This window comes from Sulfitobacter sp. 1A12056 (genome assembly GCF_043558125.1).
GTDB classification, from domain to species: Bacteria; Pseudomonadota; Alphaproteobacteria; order Rhodobacterales; family Rhodobacteraceae; genus Sulfitobacter; species Sulfitobacter faviae.
This window is the reverse complement of sequence record NZ_JBIFFY010000002.1, coordinates 594,117-616,681: the sequence shown is the minus strand read 5'-3', so window position 1 is coordinate 616,681 and position 22,565 is coordinate 594,117. Positions and strand designations below refer to the sequence as shown.

Genomic DNA, 22,565 nt, shown 5'->3' with positions numbered 1-22,565 from the left:
GCGCGCAGCACCTTCCCGCCTTTGGGGAATTGATACTGAGTTTAACAACCCAATGCTATTGATTTTTCGGCCCGCCCCCGACCGTCTCAGCGGTCGAGGAAGTTCGGCGCGGGCGCGCTGGCCCCGCTGCCGCTGCTGCCGCCGCCAAAGATATCGCGCAGAACCCTGTCGATCACATTGTCCGCGCCGCCGCCTTGGCTGCCACCGCCTTGGGGTTGCGGCTGTGGCTGCGGTTCGGGCTGTGCCTCGCTCAGGTTGCTGGGCGGGGCGGGCGCCTGCATCGGCAACTCCTTGAGGGGCATCCCCTCATGCACGCGGCTCATGGTTTCGCGCCAGATCTCGGCGGGCAGGCCACCGCCCGTGACCCCGGTGAGCGGCGTGTTGTCGTCATAGCCCATCCAGACCCCGGCAACATAATCCGCCGAGAAGCCGACGAACCAAGCATCCTTGTTGGCCGAGGTGGTGCCGGTCTTGCCCGCCAATTGCCGCCCGCCAAACTTGGCGCGCTGGCCGGTCCCTTCAGAGATCACCTTTTCCATCATATAGACCAACTGGCGTGCGGCATCTTCTTGGATCACACGTTCGTTGATGCCGCCCCCGGTGCCCATCAGCGGCTCCGTCTCGCCCAGAAGGCGCAGGTCGACCAACCCATAGGGCGTCACCGATGAGCCGCCGTTGAGGATACCGGCATAGGCGCCGGTCATTTCAAGCAGGGTGCTCTCCGATGCGCCAAGCGCCAGTGCCGGGCCGGCGGCCAGATCGCTTTTGATGCCGAACTGCGTGGCGACCGAACTCACCGTTTCGCGGCCCACGCTTTCCGAGACTTTTACCGCCGGAATGTTCAGCGAGCTTTTCAGCGCCTCGGTCAGGGTCACCGGCCCCTTGAAACTCTTGGTGTAGTTCTTGGGGCACCATTGCCCCGAGCCGGGAATGTTCAGGCAATAGGGCTCATCCACGATGATGTCATTGGGCGAATAGCCCAGATCGAGCGCCGCGGCATAGATGAAGGGTTTGAAGGCCGAGCCGGTCTGACGCATCGCCTGCGTGGCGCGGTTGAAGGCGCCCGCGACCTTGGTCTTGCGTCCGCCCACAAGCGCACGCACCGCACCATCAGAAGACATCACCACGATCGCCGCCTGCGCCTTGGAGCCTTCGCGGACCTTGTTCTCAAACACCCATTTCAAACCTTCCTCGGCCGCGCGCTGGATGCGCTGATCGAGGGTGGTCTTGATGATCACGTCTTCTGTGGTGTTGCGGGTAAAGAATTCCGGCCCCGAGGACATGACCCAGTCGGCGAAATAACCGCCCGCCTCGGCCTCTGCCGCCTCGGACAATTGTGCGGGGTTGGCGATGGCCTCATCAGCCTCGGCGGCAGAGAGATAGCCCTGCTCTTCCATCAGGCGGATCACCGTGGCGGCGCGGCTTTGTGACCGGTCCAGATTGTTGGTGGGCGAAAGCGTCGTGGGCGCGGTCAAAAGACCGGCCAGCATCGCGCCTTCCGCGGGCGAGAGGGCGGCTGCGGGCTTGCCGAAGAACCGCTGCGCCGCGGCCTCTGCCCCAAAGGCACCGCCGCCCATATAGGCGCGGTTAAGGTAGATCGAGAGGATGTCGTTCTTGGTGTATTTCAGCTCCATCGCGATGGCAAAAAGCGCTTCCTTGGCCTTGCGACCCAAGGACGAACGACGGCATTCCGCCTCATATTCCTTTTCCGTCATGCCGCTGCTGGGGTCATAGGGCTCCCCCAGACAAAGCAGTTTGGCTGTCTGCTGGGTGATGGTCGAGCCGCCGTGGCCGGAAAGCGGCCCGCGCCCCTCGCTCAGGTTGATGCGCACAGCCGAGGCGATGCCCCGCGGGCTGACGCCCAGATGGCGATAGAATCGCTTGTCCTCGGTGGCGATGACCGCGTTTCTCAGATGTTTGGAGACCGATTCCGCCGAGACCACGCCGCCAAACTGGTCGCCGCGCCATGCAAAGACCTCTCCCTCACGGTCAAGCATCGTGACAGAGCCGCGCGCGCGGCCATCCAACAACGCTTCGAGGGGCGGGATCGTGGTGTAGATATAGCCAACGGCCAAGGCGAGGACGAGGAAGACCACAAGGCTGACACGCCATGTGATCGTCCAGATCAAGCGCCAGATCCAGCGGGCGAGGCCCGCAAAGAAACCGATGATACCGCCGCGCCGGGGGCGTTTGGGACGGGCGGCTTTGCGGCGGGCGGGCGCGGCCTTGCGCGTGGCCGGTTTGCCCCGCGCGGCGGTCTTGGCCTTGGGTTTGGCCTTACCGGGATACCGCTTGTCGGCCACCAAAGGGCGTTTGCGCTTGTTCTTGTCGGTCATAATATCGCCTGCTCGGCCCTATTTTTCGCCACTTTAGCCTGACTGCAGCGGTTTGTTTAGCGCTGCAAGGTCCAATCGGCGTCAAATGTCTGATTAATTTATAGGCAGATTCCAGCCTGCGCCCGCTTTTTAGGCGGCACTGCCACGCAATGGCGCAAATATGGCAGGCAAACCTGTCCAAGAGCGCCCGATATCCGGTTTTCTCATGCTGCACGGGCAGCCGCCCGCTTCGGTAAGCACGCATTCGGACCCGCAGACAGGAAACGACCATATGAAACCCATCTTAATACTTCCCCTTGCAGCGGCGGTCAGCGCCCTGCCCGGGCTGGCGCTGGCACAGGACGCGGAATACGCGACGCTGGCGGATACGACCTTCATCTTCAACACCCTGCTTTTCCTGATCGGCGGTTTCCTCGTCTTCTGGATGGCCGCGGGTTTCGCCATGCTGGAAGCCGGGCTTGTCCGCTCCAAGAACGTCACCACGCAGTTGACCAAGAACATGGGCCTCTTTGCGCTTGCCGCGGTCATGTATTGGCTGGTGGGCTATAACATCATGTATCCCGGTGACGGCAATTGGATCATGGAAGGCGTCTTTGGCACCTTCGCGACCAAGGACATCAAGACCGAGATCGACGCGGGCGGCTATTCCAATGCCTCCGACTTCTTCTTTCAGTTGATGTTCTGCGCCACCACCGCCTCCATCGTGTCGGGTGCGCTGGCCGAGCGGATCAAGCTTTGGCCCTTCCTGATCTTCGTGGTCGTGCTGACCGGCTTCATCTACCCGATCGAAGCGTCCTGGCAGTGGGGCGGCGGTTTCCTTTCCGCCATGGGCTTCAGCGACTTCGCCGGCTCGACCCTCGTGCACGCCGCTGGTGGCTTTGCCGCCCTCGCCGGGGCCATCGTCCTGGGGCCGCGTTTGGGTAAATACGGCAAGGATGGCCGCGTTGTGCCGATGCCGGGTTCCAACCTTGCCCTCGCCACTTTGGGCACGTTCATCCTGTGGATGGGCTGGTTCGGCTTTAACGGTGCGTCGCAGCTTGCCATGGGCACCATCGAAGACGTGGACGCCGTGGCGCAGATCTTTGCCAACACCAACATGGCCGCTGCCGCCGGTGCCGTCGCTGCGCTGATCCTGACGCAGGTGATGTACAAAAAGGTCGACCTGACCATGGTGCTGAACGGCGCGCTGGCGGGCCTTGTTTCGATCACCGCAGGGCCGCTTGACCCGACGCTGTTTGGTGCGCTTTGGATCGGTGCCGTGGGCGGTGTCATCGTGGTGCTGACCGTGCCGATGCTCGACAAGTTCAAGATCGACGATGTGGTCGGCGCGATCCCGGTTCACCTGATCGCCGGTTTCTGGGGCACGCTGGTCGTGCCGGTCTATACCGAAGGTACATCCTTCGTCACACAGATCATCGGCTTTGCCGCGGTTGGCCTCTTTGTCTTCATCGTCAGCTTCGTCGTCTGGCTGATCCTGAAAGCCGCCGGTGGCATCCGGGTCAGCGAAGAGGCCGAGATCACCGGTCTGGACATGTCGGAACTGGGCATGGAAGCCTACCCCGAGTTCGCCAAGGGCTAAGCCCCGGCGACATCGCCAAACAATCGACCGCCCGGCCCGCAATGGCCGGGCGGTTTGCGTTAGGCCACTAGAGGTAAAGAAATCGTAAAGGTCGTGCCGACACCCGGGGCGCTCACATAACGGATGCTGCCCCCGTGCCGGTCCAGAATCTGCCGGGTGATATGCATTCCCAGACCGCTGCCATAGGCGACCTTGGTGTCGGAGCCATCGACCTGCGAAAAAGGCGCAAAGACCTGCTCCTCCGCGCCCGGCGGGATGCCACAGCCGCTGTCGCTGACTTGCACCAGCGCCATGCCCTCGGATTGCTGAAGGCTGACCTCCACCTGACCGCCCGGGGCAGAGAATTTCACCGCGTTCGACAACACATTGCCAAAGACCTGCCCCAACCGCTCGGCATCGGCTTGGACCGTCAGCACCGTCTCGGGCATCTCGCAGCGGAAGCGTATATCCTTCTCCGGTTGCAGGCTCTCCGCCCGGGCCACAGCCTTTTGCACCAGCGGGGCGAGAGCGGCAGGGTGCAGGTCGATGCTGAACTCGGCACTGCTGAGGCTTTGGGTGTCGATCAAATCATTGACCAAGGTCGTCAGCGTCTCGGAGCTGCCCGTGGCCTTTGCCAGCAGACGCGCCTTTTGCGCATCGCTCATCTTGGCCCCACCCTGCGACAACAAGCCAAGCGCGCCGTTGATGACCGTCAGCGGGGTGCGCAGCTCATGGCTGACCGTGGCGAGGAACTGCGCCTGCATCTGCTCGGCGGCGATGGCCTTTTCGGCGGCAATCTTTTGCACGGTCACATCCAAAAGCGCCACGGCCCAGCCCACCTGTTTTTGCCCCGCCCCCAGAGAAATCGCATGGGCGCGCACGGCGAAATGGCGGTGGCCCAGTTGGATATCGGTCACATCGGGCAGGCTGCCATGGGCCGCGAGATAGCGGATGATCGGCCCCAACTCCCCAAAAGCGCTCAGCGGGGCCTCGGGGTCGGCCTCCCGACGCAAGAGGTCGGCGGCGGCTGGATTGGTCTCAATCGCGGCGCCGCTCGGGTCGACCACAAAAACCGGATCGGTGCTGTTGTAGAACAACAGCTCGCGCGCGATTGCGTTCACGTCGATCCAGCGGTTATCGGCCACCAGCCAGACCACCAGCGTCAGCGAAAGCGCGAATGAGAAAGGCGTCGGATCGGTATTGAACAGGGTGATGCCGCCCAAGATATAGGCCAGATTGGCCACCATGGGGATCAGCGTCGCGGCAAAAAGCTTGAGGAAAAAGCTGCGCACCGCCGGGTTGGCCGAACGCACCGCCCGCCCCGCCACGACCGCCGCCGCCATGATGACCATGTAAAGATAGGTGATCGCGATGAAGAACAGCGGGCCGTGGTCGGATTGGACATAGGCTCCGTCTTCGCTCAGCAACCACTTGGTTTCGGGGCCATAGAATGTCTCATGCCAACCGCTCGTCACCGCCGCGAGGGTGATGAGCGCAGGCGCAAGCCCCGCGCAGAGCGGCACCAGCCATCGCGGCACCTTGGCCCCAAGCGCATATTCATAGAGGAAGAAAGCCCAGAAGGTCGGCAGCAGCGCAAAGCCGATCCACGCCCAACGGCTGACCCCAAAGGCGCAGGCGGCAGAGGTGGCGGAAAGTTCGACCCCGACCGACAGAAGCCAGAGGTCCATGGCCAAAATGGCCAGCAAAAACCAATGCTTACCGGGTAGGCTGCTGTGCCCGCGCACCCAATAGCCCAACACGGTGACAAGCGTGGCTGTCACGATCACCAGCTCTACCGCTGGCAAGCTCACATCTAAGCGGATGCACTGTAGGAATGATTCTAAAATTGGCCCGACCCTGAGTTTTCACTCAAGCTATCCAAACATGCCATTTCGACCAAGTTTTGATTAAAAGAGGCCAGAATAGAGGCATAGGGCGATTGTTCCGCAACAATCGAAGGCTGACCGGGCCGCGACATGCGCGGCCCGGAGCGCGATTAGATACCGACGTCGATGATCGCACGAGCAAGGATCGGCACGCTGTTTTGGTTCAGCCCGGCAATGTTCATACGGCTGTCGCCGACCATATAGATGCCATGTTTCTCACGCAGCGCGTCGACCTTATCCGGCGTGGTGCCAAGGCGCGAGAACATGCCCCGATGCTGGGCGAGGAAGCCAAAGCGGTCCGATCCGGAGAGTTTCTGCAACTCACCCGCCAGTTGCTCACGCAGACCCAGCATGGCGTTGCGAACATCCTCAAGCTCGGCCATCCAATCGGCCTTGAGTTCGTCATCGGTCAGGATGGTCGACACGATCCGCGCGCCGTGATCAGGCGGGAAGCTGTAGTTCTGGCGGTTGAGGAAGGCCAAAGTGGCTTGGTTCAGCCCCTGGGCCGCCTCGACAGCCACCAGCATCAGGATGCCGGTCCGCTCGCGGTAGATGCCGAAGTTCTTAGAGCAGCTTGCCGCGATCAGGCATTCCGGCACCGAAGCGGCCACTTTGCGCGTCGCAGCGGCATCCGCTTCCAGCCCGTCGCCAAAGCCCTGATAGGCGATGTCGATCATCGGCACGGCACCGGTGCTTTGCAGCGCTTCGATCACCGCGTCCCATTCCGCGCTGTTGAGGTTCGCGCCCGTGGGGTTATGGCAGCAGCCGTGCAGCAGGACCACATCGCCTTTCTTGGCGGTCTTGAGGTCTTCGATCATGCCATCGAAGTTCACGCCGCCGGTCGCGCTGTCGAAATAGCGGTAGTTCACCACTTCCATGCTCAGATAGGACAGGATCGACAGGTGGTTCGGCCATGTTGGATCAGAGACGAAAACGCGCGCTTCGGGGTTGGCCATACGCACCAGTTCGAATGCCTGACGCACGGCACCTGTGCCCCCGGGGGTGGCGGCGGCGGCAATCGCGCCGCGCGGGACGGCATCGCCCAGAACGAGCGCAGCCATCGCATTGGTATAGGTCGGATCACCTGCAAGACCGGTGTAGACCTTGGTGTCTTGGTTTTCCCAGATGCGCTGCTCGGCGGCTTTGACGGCGCGCATCACCGGGGTGTTGCCGCTGGCGTCTTTGTAGACACCGACGCCGAGGTCGATCTTCGTGTCGCGCGGGTCTTCGCGGTAGGCCTGTACAAGGGCGAGGATCTTATCGGCGGGTTGCGCCTTGAGCGTCTCGAACATGGGGTTCTCCGGTTGGAAGGTAACGGTAAAGGATTAAGCCGCGCCGGTGGCCACGGGCACGGTGGGGAACATGCCCCATTCCGCCCATGAGCCATCGTAGAGCGACCATTTGCGGTGGCCCAGCCGCTCCAGCGCCAGCGCCAGCACGGCGGCGGTGATGCCCGACCCGCAGGAGGTGATGACGGGTTTCGACAGGTCCACGCCCGCCGCCTCGAAAATGGCGCGGGTCTCTTCGGGGGTTTTCATCGTCTTGTCGTCGTTGAGCAATTCGGTGAAGGGCACGTTGCGCGCGCCGGGAATATGGCCTGCGCGCAGCCCCTCGCGCGGTTCAGGCGCATCGCCGCGGAAACGTGCGGCGGCACGGGCGTCGACGATCTGCGGATCGCCGAGTTTGGAGGCATGGGCCACCTGTGTCACATCGCGCACCAATTGGTTCTGGAAACGCACGGTCATATGGCGGTCGCGCGGCACGGGGGGCATGTCTTCGGTCTCGCGACCCTCGGCCTGCCATTTCGGCAACCCGCCATCCAGCACGGCGACATTCTCTTGCCCCATCAGGCGGAACAGCCACCAGACCCGCGCGGCGGACATCAGCCCTGCGCCGTCATAGACCACCACCTGATGCCCGTCACCCACACCCATGGCGCGCAGCCGCGACATGAATTTCTCGATCGGCGGGGCCATATGCGGCAGGTCCGAACGCGCATCCGAGATATCGTCGATGTTAAAGAACCGCGCGCCGGGGATGTGCGCGGCATCATACTCCGCCTTCGGATCGCGCCCGGTGTCGGGCAGATACCACGAGGCATCAAGGATGCGCAGGTCCGGGTCTTTCAGATGCTGAGCCAACCAATCGGTTGAAACCAATGTCTTGGGATCGTCGGCCATGGGGGCCTCCTTCGTCGCGGGCGTTGCCCATGCCTATAACCGGCGGGGGATGCTGGCAAGTGGAAGGGGGGGATGAGAGGTGCAAGGAGGGCCATCCCCTGCCCGTGGGGTGAAGATGCTACGGGCTGTTGGCACCACTTTATGGTTCAGCTTTGATGTGTGCCGTCAAGGAGGCGCCCGCCTCACCAAATCGCCAGCCCGGTCGCACCAAAGGTGCGCCTAGTATATTCTGACACGCCTTTGGCGTGACGGGCGGGCAGGCGATGGCCCGGCGCCTACGGCTTGATTCCGGGCCTGCCCCGCGTCTTACCCGTGATCTTTCAGCAACCGCTGCTTCTGCCGCGACCAATCGCGCTTGGCCGCCGTCTCGCGCTTGTCGTGCAGCTTCTTACCCTTGGCCACGCCGATCTTGATCTTGGCCATGCCGCGATGGTTGAAATACATCACCAAAGGCACCAACGTCATGCCCTTGCGCTGCGTCGCGTTCCACAGATCGGCCAATTCCTTGCGGCTGACCAGCAGTTTGCGCCGGCGCCGTTCTTCATGCTGAAAGGTCTTGGCCTGTTTGTAGGGCGCCACATAGGAGTTCACCAACCACAGTTCGCCATCCTCTACGGCAGCGTAACTCTCGGCAATATTCGCCCCGCCTTCGCGTAGGGATTTCACCTCGGATCCCTCAAGGATAATACCGCATTCGATATCTTCTTCGATCGCGTAATCAAACCGCGCGCGGCGGTTTTCGGCGATCACCTTGTAATTCGGATCGGATTTGGAACTGGATTTGACCTGTGACATGCCAAAGCATGTAGAGCGCCCCCCGCCCCGGTGCAAGATGCTGCCGCTCAGTCACCGAGTTTGGCGTGCACCTCATCCAAATCGATCTCCCCTAGGGGTTGCTTATTGCCGGGGTTGTCGAAGTCATATTTGAACAGATCGAAGTCGCGCTTGTAGATCTCGCGCATCAGATGCATCGACAGATCGTCAAAGTAATCCTCGACCGGATGCGCCCGCTTGGGCCCATGGCCCTCGCTCTCGTTAAAGCGCGGGATCGCCGCCAGATCGACGGGGTGCGGCGTGTCCACGGCATCAAGCACCTGCTGCATCCCATCGTTGAACCGCTCGGTCCAGAAGATCTGGTCGTAGGTGCCGCCATTGACGATAAAGGTGCTGACATGGCCCGAGACCGCCGACCAGTGAATGTCCGGGTCCATTGGCCGCCGCCAACGAATGGTATCGCGGGCAAACAGCAGGAACCGCCGGAAGCTCGCAATCTGGTCGAACTCCTCCTTGCCGTCCTCACCGCCCACGTCGATCCCGTATTTCTGCACCAGCAGCGGCACCAGATTGCCGCGATAGCGCCGCCCGTTGCGCTGAATGCCGCAAATCTTGTCAAAGAAAGACGACAGAATCCGCGTGTAAGGGTTGCGCACACAGGTAAAGGCATAGGACTTGCACGCCGTCACATTCTCGGTGATCGGCCCCTGCGACCCATCCAAAGCCCATTTATGAATGCCTGATTTGGCATCATGGATGTCGCCGTCAAAAAATTCGCCATGATCGGAATAATACATGATCTGGCCGATGGTCGAACAGGCGCATTTTGGCACCACGCGGTACACCATGCTTTCACTTTCCGTCATCCATGTTCCGGGAAAACCCATGCGCGTCCTGCCTCCTGCTGGCGCTGGCTGTTTTAAGCAACAGTCAGACCTCGGTGCAAAAAAGCAAAGAAATGCTGTTTATTCAATCGGTCTTCAGGATTAACTAGGAAGGTGATCCACGACAAAAGGCCGATGCAAGCGGGCCGCGACAAGGACATTCGGTATCCTGCATGGCGAAAATTGCCTATATCCTGCTGTGCCACAAGGATCCGGAGGCCATTATCCGGCAAGCCGAGCGGCTGACCGCGGTGGGCGATTACATGGCGATCCATTTCGACGCCTCCGCCAGCGCCGAAGACTACGCCCAGATCACCGCGGCCCTGCGCGACAACCCCAACGTCGCCTTCCCGCACAAACGCACCCGCTGTGGCTGGGGCGAATGGTCACTGGTGCAAGCCACGCTCGACACGCTCACCGCCGCGATGGAAGCCTTCCCGCGCGCCACGCATTTCTACCTGCTCTCCGGCGATTGCATGGCGATCAAATCCGCCGAATACGCGCATCGGTTCCTTGATGAGACTGACGCGGATTTCATCGAAAGCGTGGATTACTTCGAAAGCGATTGGATCAAGACCGGCTGGAAAGAAGAGCGGCTGATCTATCGCCATTGGTTCAACGAACGCACGCAGCGCAAACGCTTCTACGCAATGTTCGAGGCGCAAAAGCGTCTTGGCCTGACCCGCAAGATCCCTGCCGACCTTCAGGTGCAGATCGGCAGCCAATGGTGGTGCCTGCGCCGCCGCACCGTCGAGGCGCTGATGGCATTCAGCCACGAACGCCCCGATGTCATCCGCTTTTTCCGCAGCACGTGGATCCCGGATGAGACCTTCTTTCAAACCCTCGTGCGCCACCTCGTCCCCGAAGGGGAAATCGCCAATCGCAGCCTGACCTTCCTGCTGTTTTCCGACTACGGCATGCCGGTCACCTTCTACAATGACCACTATGACCTGCTGCTCGGCCAGAACCACCTCTTCGCCCGCAAAATCAGCCCCGAGGCACTGGACCTCAAACGCCGCCTCGGCCTGCTCTACGCCGCCCAAGGGGTGCCTTTCCAGATCAGCGACGAAGGCCGCAACCTGTTCGAATTCCTCACCGCGCGGGGCCGCATTGGCCGCCGCTTCGCCCCCCGCTTTTGGGAGAGGGAATCCAGCCTTGGCCGCGAGCGTGAACTGCTGATCATCATCGCCAAGAAATGGCATGTGGCAAAACGGCTCGTGGGGCGGATACGCCAGCAAACCGGCCTCCCGGCGGTGGATTTCCTCTTCAACGAAGAAGACACCCCCCTGCCCGACCTCGGCGGCATTCAAACCACGCTGGAAAAACGCACCCGCCACCGCCGCGCCCTAATGCGGATGCTCTACGACTACTACGACAGCACGCGGCTGATCGTCTGCATCGACACGTCGAACCTCGACCTGCTGCGCGATTTCGCCTCGGACCGCGCGCAGGTGCGCATGCTCGAAGTCGAATGCAAACTGACCGACACCTATCTCAGCGGCCACGCCCGGCGCATCGGCCTGAGCGGCGCGCAAACATCGCAAGAAAACCTGTCCCGCCTGCTCCCCACGATCCGCGGGAACATGCTGCATGAGGTCGACCAAATCCGCGACGCCCAATTCGCAAACTACAGCCGCCTCTCCGAATACGCCAACCCCGAAACCAACGCCGCGACCCTCGCCCATTTCCTCAAGGTGACCGAAGACGAGGCCCGCGCGATCGTCCAGCCCGCAGGCCTCTTCGCAGATTAGCGCCGCCCGCCCCTACCGTCTGGAACGGCCCCCCGCGCCAAGCGTTGAACTAAGAACGCCGCCACGCGGCCCGACGCACCACAACGCAAGAGGTTTTTCCATGAAACGTAAGTTCACCGCCCTCGCCACATCGCTCCTGCTCGCCCCCGCAGCCCTCTTCGCGCAAGAGACCGCCCCCGAGGCCGAGCGGATCAGCATGTCCCAAGCCATTAAATCCGCGCAAAGCAGCATCGATGGCGGCGTGCTGGAAGCCGAGATCGAAACCGAAGGCGACGGGCTGGTCTATGAGATCGACCTCGTCCGCGGCGAATCCGTGTACGAAGTCACCGTCAACGCCGCCACCGGCGATGTGATGAAGCAGTCCGAAGAGCAGCTCACAAGCTTCCTCAGCGGCCTCTTCCAAGAGGATGAGTTGCGCGCCGCTGGCACGGCCCGCGATGTGCTGATGACCGCACTGACCGAGCTGGAAGGCCAAGACGGCACATGGATCGAGGAAGTCTCACTCGACGATGAAGATGACCGCATGGTTTATGAAGTCGAACTGACCGACGCCACCGGCGAACGCGAACTATTGATCGACGCCACCACCGGCGAAATCACCCCCGACGACTAACCCAGCCAAAGGTGCGGCCGCCTCTACCGGCCGCACCCCCCTATCTTCATCCTTTCTCAAATACCCTGCACCACACCGGCCCCAAACGCCTCACCAGCGTTTGACGCGCCGACCTAACCCCGCCCGCCCGAGATCAGATCCACAGGATCGATCCCGCGCTTCTCCGCACTGGCACGCACCGCCTCGCGCAAGGCCGCGCTTCGTTCCAGCAGGCGGCGGAACCGGTCCTCGTCCAGAACCAAAAGCGTGGTCGGCGCGATGGCGCGCACATCCACCCGACGGACGCGGTTCGTCAGGATGGCCATCTGGCCGAACATCTCCCCCCGCCCCAAACGCCAAGTCTGACCCGCGCTTTCCAATTCGACAGCACCTGAGGCGATGAAAAACACGCTGCGCGCGGGGCTTTCCTTGCGCAAAACAACGTCGCCGATATCGACATAGCGGGTCTTGAGCGCCCGGCTCAGCCGTTTGAGCGCGCCCTCCTGCAGATCCGCAAACAGCGGAAACTGCTCGATGAAAGCACCGCGCCGCACGGCGAGGTCAAGGCCCGGGCGCCCCTCTGCCGCGGTGCGCCGGGTCGCCAGTTCCTGCATCAAGGCGGTATAGACCTCGGCCCCAAAGAGACCGTCTTCGCGCATCAATGTATATTCGCGCTCTTCCAAACGCAGTGCCGTGCGGCGGATGAAACGCCGTTCCAACTCCTCAGCATAGCCGGGATACTGCAAGCGCAGCCCCTCCAGCGCGGTCTCAATCCCTTCGATGCGGCGCGCCAGAAGGTCGTGCAGCAATTCCGCCACCCGCCGCCCGTGGATGCGGCGAATGCGGCCATCGATGAAAGTGCCCAGATCCCGCAGGATCAACCGTTGCGACAGCAGCATTTCAAAGCGGTCCGCCGTCATCCGCGCCAGCGGCCCCGACACGCCGTAGCGCCCGTGCAGCACCGCCGCCGCGCGAAATGTGCGCCCATAGGCCACGCTGCGCCGCGCCGCGCGTTGATAGCCGCTGCGTCCTTGGGTCCGCGCCCCTTCGATCAGCCGGTCCGCATCCGAGAGCACCAGATCGGCCATCCGCGCCGAGATCGTCCGCTCGCGCACCCGCGCGAGGATCGTGTCACGCTCATGCCCCGCCAGCGCGATCAGCCCAAGCGCGATGCGGTCGCGGTCGAGGATATCGGTCGCTTCCTCCGCGGTCTTGACCGCTGTCTCAAGCCGTTCGCCAAACCGTTTCGCTTCGGAGCGCACGATGTCGCGGTTCAGGTCGTAATTCTCGGTCGTTTGGGCCACGTCCTCGCGCACGGTCTGCAGGGCCACGGCGATGACCTGACGCGACAGCGCGTGATCGATGGGCGAGAGTTGATCGAGCCCTAATCGTCCGATGATCCAACGCAGCGTCGTACCCTGGGCCAGCAGGGTGAAGAGCGTGAAGCCCGTGGCCAAGATACCCACGATCCGCTGAATATCATCCGGCACCCGCACGCTTTCCGTCACCGCCAGCGCCAGTGCCAGCGTGACCGCCCCGCGCAAGCCTCCCCAAAGGATCGCCACCCGGTAGGGCCGCTCGACCAAGGGCGAAAGCTTGGCCGCGGTCAGCAGGGGCAGCAGCCCGAAAAGGACCACCGCGCGGGCGAAAATGGCAGCCACCACCACGACGGCGATAAGAAAGAAATCTTCTAGCCGGACTTCTTCCAACAGCCGGGGGATCAGCAGTGCTGCGAGGATAAAGATCAGCGCCCCCGCCCAATGGGCCAGCACGTCCCAAAGCTCGCGCAGGTTGGTCAACGCCTGTGGCGGCAGCCGCCCCGGCGCGGTGAGGTTCAGCGTCAACCCCGCCGCCACCACGGCGATGACCCCCGAAGCGCCGACGCTTTGCTCGGCGACGATATAGGCCAGATAGGGCAGCGCGACCGAGATCGACTGTTGCGCCAATTCATGCCGCGCAAACAGCGCCATGACCCAAACCGCGATCCGCGCGCCGAGCCAGCCCACCAACGCCCCGCCTGCGATCAGCATCGGGAATTGCGCAAGCGCGCTGCCCAGTTCCGGGTCGGGAATGCCCAGCATGACATAGCCCATGAACAGACCGAAAAGCGCGATGGCGGCGGCATCGTTCAGCAGGCTTTCGCCTTCAATGATCCGCGCGAGCCGCCGCGGGGCCGAGATCGAGCGGAAGATCGAGACCACCGCCGAAGGGTCCGTGGTCGAGACAATCGCCCCGATCAGCAGGCAGGCCGCCAGCGGAATGGCACTCACCCAAAACAGCGCGTAGCCGATGCTGACGGTCGCCACCACCACGGCCACCACGGCCAACACCAGAATGGGCACCCAGTCGTCGACCATGCGCCGCAAGTTCATGCCCAATGTCGCCTGAAACAGCAGCGTCGGCAGGAAGACATAAAGAAAGACGTTCGACCGGATCGGCAGCCCCAGAATGGCCGCCGCCACCGGGTTCAACGCATCCGTCAAATCGGTGCGCAGAAAAAAGATCGCCGAAGCCCCGATGAGGATGCCAACGACCGCCAAGATCACGCTGAACGGCAGTCGCAATCGCGCGGCCAAAGGCTCGGCCAAGCCGATGACGACAAAGAGCGACGCGATGACCGTGGTGACGAGGATGATGTCCATATAGGATGGAATACCAGAATTTAGCTGAATGCGGGGCGCTTCTTGCCCCGCTCAGCGCCTGCAGTTCGTGGTGAGGTTATTTGCGCGCGCGCCGTTCGGCCCTCCAGCGGGCAAAGCGGCCCCGGCGCGCGGCGATGTCATCCTCGATCGCCTCGATCTTGGGGTCCAACCGCGCCCGGCGGAACCGCCGCCAGCGCACCCAGATCGCATAGAACAGCGCCGCGGAGAGGGTCAGCACGATGATGGTCACGAAGGGGATGCCCTTGCTCGCTTCCGGCCCCTCGACCGGGCGGAGCGAAATGGCATTGGGGTAGATCGACAACAGCTCACTGCGCCAGCCATAGTGTTTCAGCGCGTAATACTGCGGCGCGCCGGTGGTGCTGCGGGCATCGGCTGCCTCGGCCTGAAGGTTGGCGGTGTCGAACTTGAAATAGGGCGGCCAGCCCCAGCCGGTGTCTTCGTTGCGGTAGACCATGACATCGCCCTTGGCCCGGCGGGTCTGGATGAAAAAGACATCGCGGTTGACCGCCTGCCCCGCGCTATCGGTTGATGAGCCGGACCAGAAGATCGAATTGTTGCCGAAGTCGATCCGCTTTTCATAGGTGTCCGTGACGCGGACGATATCGGTCTGCGGCAGGGTATAGTGGAAGAATGCCCCCACCAGCACCCAGACGGTCACCCAGAACACCCATTTAACGATTCTCATCTTCGGCCCTTTCCATTAGGTCGCGCGGCCGGACAGGGGCCTTTGCCCTTCTGACATAGTGTTTCCGCGGCACTGCGGCAAATGCCTTACGCGCAATAAGGCGAGGCATTTGCCGCAAAATGCGGACCTTAGCTGCCCAACAGCGCTTTGGTCAGGTCGCTGTCCGGCTCTGACAGCGGATCGATCACGTCGAAATGGTGCTTGCCCTCGGCCACCACATGTTTCGCGCCCCAACTGCGGGCGAAATTCTCGGCCTGTTCGAGGAAGGCGGGCCGCTCCGCCGCGCCGACCCAAACGGTCACATCCACACCATGGGGCGGGGTCATCTTGATCGGGCTTTCAGCGGCGGCTTCGGCCTCATCCAGCCGCAGGGTGTCGTTCATTTCGGTTTGCAACAAGGGCGCCAGATCCGCCACGGGGGAGATCGGCACGATCCGCGTGATCCGGTCGCGCACCTCGGCTCCCAGCAGCAGCGGGTCGGTCATGCGGGCCACCAAATGCCCCCCCGCCGAATGGCCCGACAACACGATGGTGCCCTGCGTGCGGTTCGCCACTTCGGTCAGCGCCGCGGCGATCTGGGTGGAAATCTCGGAAATACGCACCTCGGGGCAAAGGTCATAGGACGGCACCGCCACGGCATAGCCCCGCGCCAAAGAACCGGCGGCCAGATGCGACCAATAGCTCTTATCGAAAGCCTTCCAATAGCCGCCATGCACGAAGACCGCCGTGCCGCGCGAGACACCCTCGGGCTGGAAGAAGTCGAACTTTTGACGGTCCGAAGGGCCATAGCGCACGTTAAGCTGCGCCCGCGCCCCCAATGACGCGCGGAATGCCTCTGCCTCCTTTTCCCAGCGGGGCGGAAAGCCGTCGGCCCCGTCGATATAGGCAGCGTTTGCATAGGCGTCATCTAGCATCATTTGGGTCTCCCACCCCGGATTTGATCAAACTCAACTGGACAATCATACTCGTTGTTGCTTTGGAGGCTATAGAGAATAGCGGAGAGATGACATGACTGATGCTAAGACGGATCTGAAATCACTGCTGAAAGACCCCAGCCTGCTTGAAACCCGCGCCTATATCGGCGGCCAATGGGTCGAAGGCGACGACGGTACATTTGACGTGACCAATCCCGCGCGGGGCGATGTCATCGCACAGGTCGCCGACCTCAGCCGCGCGCAGGTCGCGGGCGCGATTGCCCAAGCCGAGAAGGCGCAAAAAGACTGGGGCGCTTGGACTGGCAAGGAACGCGCCGCCGTGCTGCGCAAATGGTTCGACCTGATGATGGAGAACCAAGACGATCTGGGCACCATTCTCACCGCCGAACAGGGCAAGCCGGTGGCCGAAGCCAAGGGCGAGATCGCCTATGGCGCCTCCTTCATCGAATTCTTCGGCGAAGAGGCCAAGCGCGTCTACGGCGAGATGATCCCCGGCCACCAGCGTGACAAGCGCATCATGGTCATGAAACAGCCCATCGGCGTCGCGGCCTCGATCACCCCGTGGAACTTCCCCAACGCGATGATCACCCGCAAAGCCGCGCCAGCGCTGGCGGCGGGCTGTTCCTTTGTGGCGCGTCCGGCGGCAGAGACTCCGCTCTCGGCCATCGTCATGGGTGTGCTCGCGGAACGCGCAGGGATCCCGGCGGGCGTGTTCAACGTGGTGCCATCCTCCTCCTCCTCCGCCGTGGGCAAGGAGTTCTGCGAGAACCCCGCCGTGCGCAAGCTGACGTTCACCGGCTCGACCGAGGTGGGGCGCATCCTGCTGAAACAGGCCGCCGATCAGGTGATGAAATGTTCGATGGAACTGGGCGGCAATGCGCCCTTCATCGTCTTCGACGACGCCGATCTCGACGCGGCGGTCGAGGGCGCGATCATGTGCAAGTTCCGCAACAACGGCCAGACCTGCGTCTGCGCGAACCGGATCTATGTGCAGGCGGGCGTCTATGACGCCTTCGCGGCCAAGCTGAAGGACCGCGTGAGCCAGATGAAGGTCGGCGACGGGCTGGAAGAAGGCACCGATCTGGGCCCGCTCATCAACCCCGAGGCGTCGGATAAGGTGCAAGAGCATATCAAGGATGCAGTCGACAACGGCGCGGAAATCATTCTGGGCAACGCCAAGGACGACATGGGCGGGAACTTCTTCGGACCCACCATCGTGACCGGCGTGACGCAGGACATGAAGGTCGCCAAGGAAGAGACCTTCGGCCCCCTCGCGCCGCTCTTCAAGTTCGAGGATGTGGACGACGTGATCGCCATGGCCAACGACACGATCTTCGGCCTTGCCTCCTATTTCTATGCCAAGGACCTCAGCCGCGTCTACAAGGTGGCCGAGGCGCTGGAATATGGCATCGTCGGCGTCAACACCGGCATCATCTCGACCGAGCTTGCGCCCTTTGGCGGGGTCAAGCAATCCGGCCTTGGGCGCGAAGGATCGCACCACGGGATCGAAGACTATCTTGAGATGAAATACGTCTGCCTGTCGGTCTAAGCACCGGCGGAAGTTAAAGAAACGGGGCGTGCCATGGCGCGCCCCGTTTTGCCTCGGGCTATTGCGTCAGCCGGTCCTGTGCCAGCATCCGGCGCTCCGCCTGCGAAAGATGCGAGATCGCCTGCGCGACATCACCTTCGCAACGCTGCAACGCCCGACACCACAGCCGATGCGCCGAACGAGGCGACCACGGCAGCGCCGCCTGCGCCAGCCATGCCCGCAGGGGCGGCGGCAGTTGGTCAAAGGCTGCCATCGGGTTCCCCTGACGCCGCCGCTGTTTCAGCCCGCTGCGCAGGTTTCGCTTTTTGCCAGTCATGCCGCGGGCCGCCCTTAATGCGCCTGCATATCCGCCGCGATCTCAGACGCGCTCAGCTCGGCGGGGAAATAGGTCGGCCAGTTGGTCAACTCTTCCAAAACCTCGGCGCGGTCGTCGCCCCAGTAGAGGTGATAGTGATCGGCCTTTTGCGGCGCGATGATATGGTCGCTGAATTGGATATATTCCGGCGCTTCGGCATCGCCGCCCTCTTTGGCAAAGACATAGCGCACGCCGCGGTTGCCCTTCTTGTAGGTCAGCACCTCATAACCATCGCTGGCATAGCGCCCTTGCACCGGATCACCGTCCCGGAAGAAGGTCACGGCATTACCGTCGATGGTGATGCGGTCCACATCGGTGGCATAGCCAACCTCGTAATAGGCCTTGTACTCCGCCGCCGTCTTGTCGCCGTGTTCGGCCTTATCCTGCATCACCGCGTCCAGCGCGCCCTGCTGCAACAGCGGGTAGACCGATTGCCAGTCGCCCGCCCAATCCGACAAGGGCCGATCCTTGATCTGCGCGTCGTCAAAGTAGCCATTGTAGATGTCGTTCTGGTCGTGGGCGTGGTCATGCGCATGGGAATGATCGTGGTCATGCGATGCCTCTTTCGTCTCAGCCAAGACCGGGGCCGAAAGGGCAAGGCCCGCGCTCAGCGTCAGGAAGAATAGCGGGGATGCGGATGTTTGGGGCATGTCGTTCTCCGTGGTTTGGCCTGCGTCATGATTCGATATGTTATATCATAACCAACGCGGAGTAGCCCTGTCCCGGAGAGTTTGCAACCCGATGGCCGCCAGCCCGAACACGAAAAAGCCGACAGCACTTTCATGCTGCCGGCCTTCGGGCGGGGGAGAGATACGCCCTGGGGTGACCCGTCTTAGTTGGTCCGGGTCTGCGCCGCGCCGTCCGCATTCACTTGCTGGGACAGAGCCGCGGCGAATTCTTCGCCCGTCATGCCGATGAGCAGCTGGCCATCGGCGTCGACATCTTGGTCGATCTGCACGACCGCACGGTCGCTATCGGCGGCGAATTCCTCGGCCAGATCGATGGAATAGCGCATGGAACCGTCCGCTTGCGGCTCTGCGTTCGAGATGGTGCCGATGACCGTATCATCTGAGGCGACGGCCACGGTGCTGCCATCCAACGCGATATCGGCATCCGTATCAATGTCCGAGGTCGCGGTTTGGTCGATGGACTGTTCGGTGGTCAGGGTGCCATTCGCCTCGGCCCCGGCTGTGGTGTCCAATTCCGTGCCCGCCAGATCGGCGGTCGCATCGGTGCCGACACCCGCGTCCAGGGTCTGTGCGGCGACTGGGGCCGCCATAAGAGCGGCGACAGCCGTGGTCAGGGAAAGCTTGCGTAGGGAATTTGCATAGGTCGTCATGGTTCTTCCTTTCATTGCGCGTGCGGTACTCTGCACGCTGTTGTCCGGGCACGCCTGCCCGGTCCCCCACTCAACCCGACAGCTTTTGCTTGGTTTCACCCCGCCCCCCCGCGCAGCAGAAAGCCGCCGTTTTCGCCCCTAGGCTTCGGCAGATATTCACCCACGAACGGGTCGAGCTTGGGAGGCGACCGCCCACAAAAAAGGCCCGCCAAAAGCGGGCCTTCGCATAGCGCTTGAACGGTTGCGCTTAGTTCACGGATTTGGCGTCAACCACGTCCTTGTCGATCGCCTTCACCTCGGAAGAGATGGTGATCTGGCGCGGTTTCAGGGCCTCGGGCACCTGACGCTCAAGCTCGATATGCAGCATGCCATTGGCATGGGCCGCGCCGATGACCTGAACGTGGTCCGCCAGATGGAAGCGACGCTCAAAGGCGCGGGTGGCGATGCCACGGTGCAGATAGGTCTTGGCCTCATCCTCATCCGCCTTGCGGGCCGAAACGATCAGCGCCTTCTCACGCACTTCGACGCTCAGATCGCTATCCGAGAAACCGGCGACGGCGATCGAGATGCGATAGGCATCGTTGTCGAGCTTTTCGATATTGTAGGGGGGATAGCTGGGGGTGGCCCCATCATTTGTCAGAACCCGGTCCATCATGTTGGCGATCTGGTCGAAACCAACGCTGGAGCGGTAAAGGGGTGCGAAATCAAAGCTACGCATGTGTTCATCCTCATCAGTGAGCGATTGACATATCGGGCCTTCCACCATTGGACAGACCCGGTTTTTCAAGCGCCGAAGCCCTATTGAGGCACCTCGGCAAAGCTCATTTGGGAAAGGGGTTGCGCGCTTTCAAGTCCTGCCGCGCAGAATTACGGGCGGATGAATTTCGCCCCGGTGCCGCGCTCTTCGCCGACGCGGATGCGCTTGCCTGCGGGGTTGGAATCCAGAAACACGCCCTTGCCCGCCACCAGTTCCGCTTGCAGCAGCGCCAAAGGCGCGCCAAGCGCGGTGCCGAGCGAGACCTGCGCGCCCTCGACCTCGGCCTTGGCCGAAACGACAGAGACGATATGTGCCTCGCCTGCGACGAAGCTAAAGATCGGCGCGCCGCTAGAGCCGAAATCGACCGCGCAGGAGGTCACCAATACCCCCTCTTGCTGGGCCAGCACCTTGCAGACCTCCTGCAAAGACGGTGCCTCGGCCCGGTCGCGGGCATAGCTGACCACGCCTACACGGTCGCCGGGGCGCGGACGCGCGGCGGTGCCGAAGGGGCGGATGGTGGTGTTGCGGATCGGGCGGGAGAGTTCCAGAAGCGCTAGATCATTGCGCACCCGGCCCGAGGAGACCTCACCGTCATAGACGTAATCGGGATGCACCACGGCGCGGCGAATGTCGCGGTAGGCCCCGGCGCGGCCATTGCGCCAACCGGCGAGGAACTGCACCTCACCATGGTCGATCCGGGCCTTGGTTTCGCGGTCAAACAGGCAATGCGCGGCGGTCAGCACCAGACGCGGGGCGATCAGCGTGCCGGTGCAAAAGCCGGTCCCACCGATGTCGAGACGGCCCACCGCCTCCCAAGCGGCGGCATCCACACCGTTGTCGAGCGCTTTGAGCGCGCTGTCTTGGGCCAGCGCCGCCGTGGCAAGGGTAAAGACGCCGAAGATAGCCGCCAACAATTGTCGCAAAATGCACCTCAAAACCATGTTTACTTGGCGGATATAGGGGAGTTGCGGCGAAAATACGGCGCAGGCTTAACGCAAACGCGGCACCTGCGCAGGCGCGTCGGGATCACGGCTGAGCGCGGGTGGTTTTGGCCCACCGCAGGCCCAATCGAGCAGTTCGACGCTATGCACCACCGGCACCCCGCTGCCCGATCCGATCTGCATCATGCAGCCGATATTGCCCGCCGCGATCACATCCGGTGATTTAGCCTCCAAGGTCTTGATCTTGCGCTCTTTCAGCTTGGCCGAAATCTCGGGCTGCATCAGATTGTAGGTGCCCGCCGAGCCGCAGCAGAGGTGACTGTCCGCCGGTTCCACCACCGTGTATCCCGCCTGTTTCAGCAGGGTCTTCGGCGTGGCCTTGATCTGTTGCCCATGTTGCAGCGAGCAGGCCGCGTGATAGGCGACGACCATGCCCGGCGCTGCCGGTTCGGCGAAGGGCAAGTCGAGCTCCGCCAGCAGTTCCGTCACATCCTTCGCAAGGGCCGAGACACGCGCCGCATCCTCTGCCAGCGGGTCATTGCGGAACATATGGCCGTAATCCTTGACCGTGGTGCCGCAGCCCGAGGTGTTGATCACAATGGCATCTAAGCCCTTGCCGTCCATCTCGGCCCGCCATGCGCGGATGTTGCGGGCGGCGTGGGCGTGGCTCTCATCGGTCTTGCCCATGTGATGGGTCAGCGCGCCGCAACAGCCCGCCCCGTGGGCCACCACCACCTCGCAGCCCGCGCGGGTTAGCAGCCGGATCGTGGCGTCGTTAATATCGGTGTTCAGCGCCTTTTGGGCGCAGCCGGTCATCAGGGCCACCCGGCGCAGCGGCTTGCCCTTAGCCGGAAAGCTCTGCGGGTCGTCGTTGCGGCTGACCGGGGGGACCGTCTTGGGCGCCATCTCCAGCATGACGCGCAGCCGCGCGTCGGGCATCAGCCGGGCAAAAGGCCGCCCGATCTTGGCCCCGAGCAGCGCAAGCCGAAAGCGTGTGGGATAGGGCAGAATCCGCGCCAGCATCCAGCGCAGGGCGCGTTCGCCCATGGGGCGTTTGTAGCGTTCCTCGATATAAGCGCGGGCGTGATCGACCAGATGCATGTAATGCACCCCCGAGGGGCAGGTCGTCATACAAGCGAGGCAAGAGAGGCAGCGGTCGATATGCTGAACCGTCTTTGGATCCGGGTCGCGGTCGTTCTCCAGCATGTCCTTGATCAGGTAGATGCGTCCGCGCGGGCTGTCCAACTCATCGCCCAAGACCTGATAGGTCGGGCAGGTCGCCGTGCAAAAGCCGCAGTGCACACAGGCGCGCAGAATCTCATTGCTGCGCTGCGTGTAAGGATCCTGCAACTGCTCAGGGGTAAAGGTGGTTTGCATGGC

19 protein-coding genes are annotated in these 22,565 nt (G+C 62.6%); 4 read left to right on the top strand and 15 right to left on the bottom strand.

Annotation, left to right across the window (positions count from 1 at the left end):
* Positions 1-86 precede the first annotated feature (86 nt).
* Entirely contained in the window at positions 87-2,336 is a 2,250-nt protein-coding gene (locus ACGYLD_RS07365; RefSeq protein WP_271692844.1) for a transglycosylase domain-containing protein, read from the bottom strand.
* A 271-nt stretch (positions 2,337-2,607) separates the two neighbouring features.
* Between ACGYLD_RS07365 and ACGYLD_RS07360 the strand changes: the two genes are divergently transcribed.
* Positions 2,608-3,915: an ammonium transporter gene (locus ACGYLD_RS07360; protein ID WP_067266825.1), complete on the top strand. Its 1,308-nt coding sequence runs from the start codon at positions 2,608-2,610 to the stop codon at positions 3,913-3,915.
* Positions 3,916-3,974: 59 nt separating this feature from the next.
* Here the strand turns inward: ACGYLD_RS07360 and ACGYLD_RS07355 are convergent, their stop codons facing one another.
* The 5 genes from ACGYLD_RS07355 to ACGYLD_RS07335 all read right to left on the bottom strand — a co-directional run bounded on the left by ACGYLD_RS07355 (position 3,975) and on the right by ACGYLD_RS07335 (position 9,621).
* Positions 3,975-5,705 (bottom strand): histidine kinase N-terminal 7TM domain-containing protein, encoded by a 1,731-nt coding sequence (locus ACGYLD_RS07355; protein ID WP_271692843.1) that lies wholly within the window; start codon positions 5,703-5,705, stop codon positions 3,975-3,977.
* Between the two features lie 185 nt (positions 5,706-5,890).
* The gene (locus ACGYLD_RS07350; protein ID WP_271692842.1) at positions 5,891-7,072 is read right to left on the bottom strand and encodes an amino acid aminotransferase; all 1,182 of its coding nucleotides are present in this window, start codon (positions 7,070-7,072) and stop codon (positions 5,891-5,893) included.
* Between the two features lie 33 nt (positions 7,073-7,105).
* A complete protein-coding gene (sseA, locus tag ACGYLD_RS07345; protein ID WP_271692841.1) occupies positions 7,106-7,960 on the bottom strand; it encodes a 3-mercaptopyruvate sulfurtransferase in 855 nt (284 codons plus the stop codon).
* Positions 7,961-8,266: 306 nt separating this feature from the next.
* The gene (smpB, locus tag ACGYLD_RS07340) at positions 8,267-8,755 is read right to left on the bottom strand and encodes an SsrA-binding protein SmpB (protein ID WP_209218524.1); all 489 of its coding nucleotides are present in this window, start codon (positions 8,753-8,755) and stop codon (positions 8,267-8,269) included.
* A gap of 47 nt (positions 8,756-8,802) precedes the next feature.
* Positions 8,803-9,621: a sulfotransferase family protein gene (locus tag ACGYLD_RS07335; RefSeq protein WP_271692840.1), complete on the bottom strand. Its 819-nt coding sequence runs from the start codon at positions 9,619-9,621 to the stop codon at positions 8,803-8,805.
* Positions 9,622-9,791: 170 nt separating this feature from the next.
* Between ACGYLD_RS07335 and ACGYLD_RS07330 the strand changes: the two genes are divergently transcribed.
* Both ACGYLD_RS07330 and ACGYLD_RS07325 read left to right on the top strand, forming a co-directional pair.
* Positions 9,792-11,369: a DUF5928 domain-containing protein gene (locus ACGYLD_RS07330; protein ID WP_276153820.1), complete on the top strand. Its 1,578-nt coding sequence runs from the start codon at positions 9,792-9,794 to the stop codon at positions 11,367-11,369.
* A gap of 100 nt (positions 11,370-11,469) precedes the next feature.
* The gene (locus ACGYLD_RS07325) at positions 11,470-11,982 is read left to right on the top strand and encodes a PepSY domain-containing protein (RefSeq protein ID WP_271692838.1); all 513 of its coding nucleotides are present in this window, start codon (positions 11,470-11,472) and stop codon (positions 11,980-11,982) included.
* Between the two features lie 113 nt (positions 11,983-12,095).
* Here ACGYLD_RS07325 and ACGYLD_RS07320 read toward each other — a convergent pair whose 3' ends face one another.
* From ACGYLD_RS07320 to ACGYLD_RS07310, 3 genes are all read right to left on the bottom strand, one after another.
* A complete protein-coding gene (locus ACGYLD_RS07320; RefSeq protein ID WP_271692837.1) occupies positions 12,096-14,603 on the bottom strand; it encodes a cation:proton antiporter in 2,508 nt (835 codons plus the stop codon).
* A gap of 76 nt (positions 14,604-14,679) precedes the next feature.
* Positions 14,680-15,309, bottom strand: coding sequence for a DUF1523 family protein (locus ACGYLD_RS07315; protein ID WP_271692836.1), 630 nt, complete (start codon positions 15,307-15,309; stop codon positions 14,680-14,682).
* Between the two features lie 128 nt (positions 15,310-15,437).
* Entirely contained in the window at positions 15,438-16,226 is a 789-nt protein-coding gene (locus ACGYLD_RS07310) for an alpha/beta hydrolase (protein ID WP_271692835.1), read from the bottom strand.
* A gap of 91 nt (positions 16,227-16,317) precedes the next feature.
* Between ACGYLD_RS07310 and ACGYLD_RS07305 the strand changes: the two genes are divergently transcribed.
* Entirely contained in the window at positions 16,318-17,793 is a 1,476-nt protein-coding gene (locus ACGYLD_RS07305) for an NAD-dependent succinate-semialdehyde dehydrogenase (RefSeq protein ID WP_271692834.1), read from the top strand.
* 58 nt (positions 17,794-17,851) lie between these two features.
* On the opposite strand, the gene ACGYLD_RS07300 is transcribed toward ACGYLD_RS07305, so the two are convergent.
* From ACGYLD_RS07300 to glcF, 6 genes are all read right to left on the bottom strand, one after another.
* Entirely contained in the window at positions 17,852-18,109 is a 258-nt protein-coding gene (locus ACGYLD_RS07300; RefSeq protein WP_209218531.1) for a DUF6525 family protein, read from the bottom strand.
* A 14-nt stretch (positions 18,110-18,123) separates the two neighbouring features.
* Positions 18,124-18,798 carry a metal-binding protein ZinT gene (locus ACGYLD_RS07295; RefSeq protein WP_271692833.1) on the bottom strand — a complete coding sequence of 225 codons (675 nt, stop codon included), beginning with the start codon at positions 18,796-18,798 and terminating at the stop codon, positions 18,124-18,126.
* A gap of 182 nt (positions 18,799-18,980) precedes the next feature.
* Positions 18,981-19,487, bottom strand: a complete 507-nt coding sequence (locus ACGYLD_RS07290) for a hypothetical protein (RefSeq protein WP_271692832.1) — start codon at positions 19,485-19,487, stop codon at positions 18,981-18,983.
* A gap of 247 nt (positions 19,488-19,734) precedes the next feature.
* Positions 19,735-20,205, bottom strand: coding sequence for an Hsp20 family protein (locus ACGYLD_RS07285; protein ID WP_067268529.1), 471 nt, complete (start codon positions 20,203-20,205; stop codon positions 19,735-19,737).
* 149 nt (positions 20,206-20,354) lie between these two features.
* The gene (locus ACGYLD_RS07280; RefSeq protein ID WP_271692831.1) at positions 20,355-21,185 is read right to left on the bottom strand and encodes a serine protease; all 831 of its coding nucleotides are present in this window, start codon (positions 21,183-21,185) and stop codon (positions 20,355-20,357) included.
* 48 nt (positions 21,186-21,233) lie between these two features.
* The gene (gene glcF / locus ACGYLD_RS07275) at positions 21,234-22,562 is read right to left on the bottom strand and encodes a glycolate oxidase subunit GlcF (RefSeq protein ID WP_271692830.1); all 1,329 of its coding nucleotides are present in this window, start codon (positions 22,560-22,562) and stop codon (positions 21,234-21,236) included.
* Positions 22,563-22,565: the final 3 nt, after the last annotated feature.

Coding starts and splice junctions, on each gene's coding strand:
- ACGYLD_RS07365 (WP_271692844.1), bottom strand. CDS start 2,336: ATGACCGACAAGAACAAGCGCAAACGCCCTTTGGTGGCCGACAAGCGG.
- ACGYLD_RS07360 (WP_067266825.1), top strand. CDS start 2,608: ATGAAACCCATCTTAATACTTCCCCTTGCAGCGGCGGTCAGCGCCCTG.
- ACGYLD_RS07350 (WP_271692842.1), bottom strand. CDS start 7,072: ATGTTCGAGACGCTCAAGGCGCAACCCGCCGATAAGATCCTCGCCCTT.
- sseA (WP_271692841.1), bottom strand. CDS start 7,960: ATGGCCGACGATCCCAAGACATTGGTTTCAACCGATTGGTTGGCTCAG.
- smpB (WP_209218524.1), bottom strand. CDS start 8,755: ATGTCACAGGTCAAATCCAGTTCCAAATCCGATCCGAATTACAAGGTG.
- ACGYLD_RS07335 (WP_271692840.1), bottom strand. CDS start 9,621: ATGGGTTTTCCCGGAACATGGATGACGGAAAGTGAAAGCATGGTGTAC.
- ACGYLD_RS07330 (WP_276153820.1), top strand. CDS start 9,792: ATGGCGAAAATTGCCTATATCCTGCTGTGCCACAAGGATCCGGAGGCC.
- ACGYLD_RS07325 (WP_271692838.1), top strand. CDS start 11,470: ATGAAACGTAAGTTCACCGCCCTCGCCACATCGCTCCTGCTCGCCCCC.
- ACGYLD_RS07320 (WP_271692837.1), bottom strand. CDS start 14,603: ATGGACATCATCCTCGTCACCACGGTCATCGCGTCGCTCTTTGTCGTC.
- ACGYLD_RS07315 (WP_271692836.1), bottom strand. CDS start 15,309: ATGAGAATCGTTAAATGGGTGTTCTGGGTGACCGTCTGGGTGCTGGTG.
- ACGYLD_RS07310 (WP_271692835.1), bottom strand. CDS start 16,226: ATGATGCTAGATGACGCCTATGCAAACGCTGCCTATATCGACGGGGCC.
- ACGYLD_RS07305 (WP_271692834.1), top strand. CDS start 16,318: ATGACTGATGCTAAGACGGATCTGAAATCACTGCTGAAAGACCCCAGC.
- ACGYLD_RS07300 (WP_209218531.1), bottom strand. CDS start 18,109: ATGACTGGCAAAAAGCGAAACCTGCGCAGCGGGCTGAAACAGCGGCGG.
- ACGYLD_RS07295 (WP_271692833.1), bottom strand. CDS start 18,798: ATGCCCCAAACATCCGCATCCCCGCTATTCTTCCTGACGCTGAGCGCG.
- ACGYLD_RS07290 (WP_271692832.1), bottom strand. CDS start 19,487: ATGACGACCTATGCAAATTCCCTACGCAAGCTTTCCCTGACCACGGCT.
- ACGYLD_RS07285 (WP_067268529.1), bottom strand. CDS start 20,205: ATGCGTAGCTTTGATTTCGCACCCCTTTACCGCTCCAGCGTTGGTTTC.
- ACGYLD_RS07280 (WP_271692831.1), bottom strand. CDS start 21,185: ATGGTTTTGAGGTGCATTTTGCGACAATTGTTGGCGGCTATCTTCGGC.
- glcF (WP_271692830.1), bottom strand. CDS start 22,562: ATGCAAACCACCTTTACCCCTGAGCAGTTGCAGGATCCTTACACGCAG.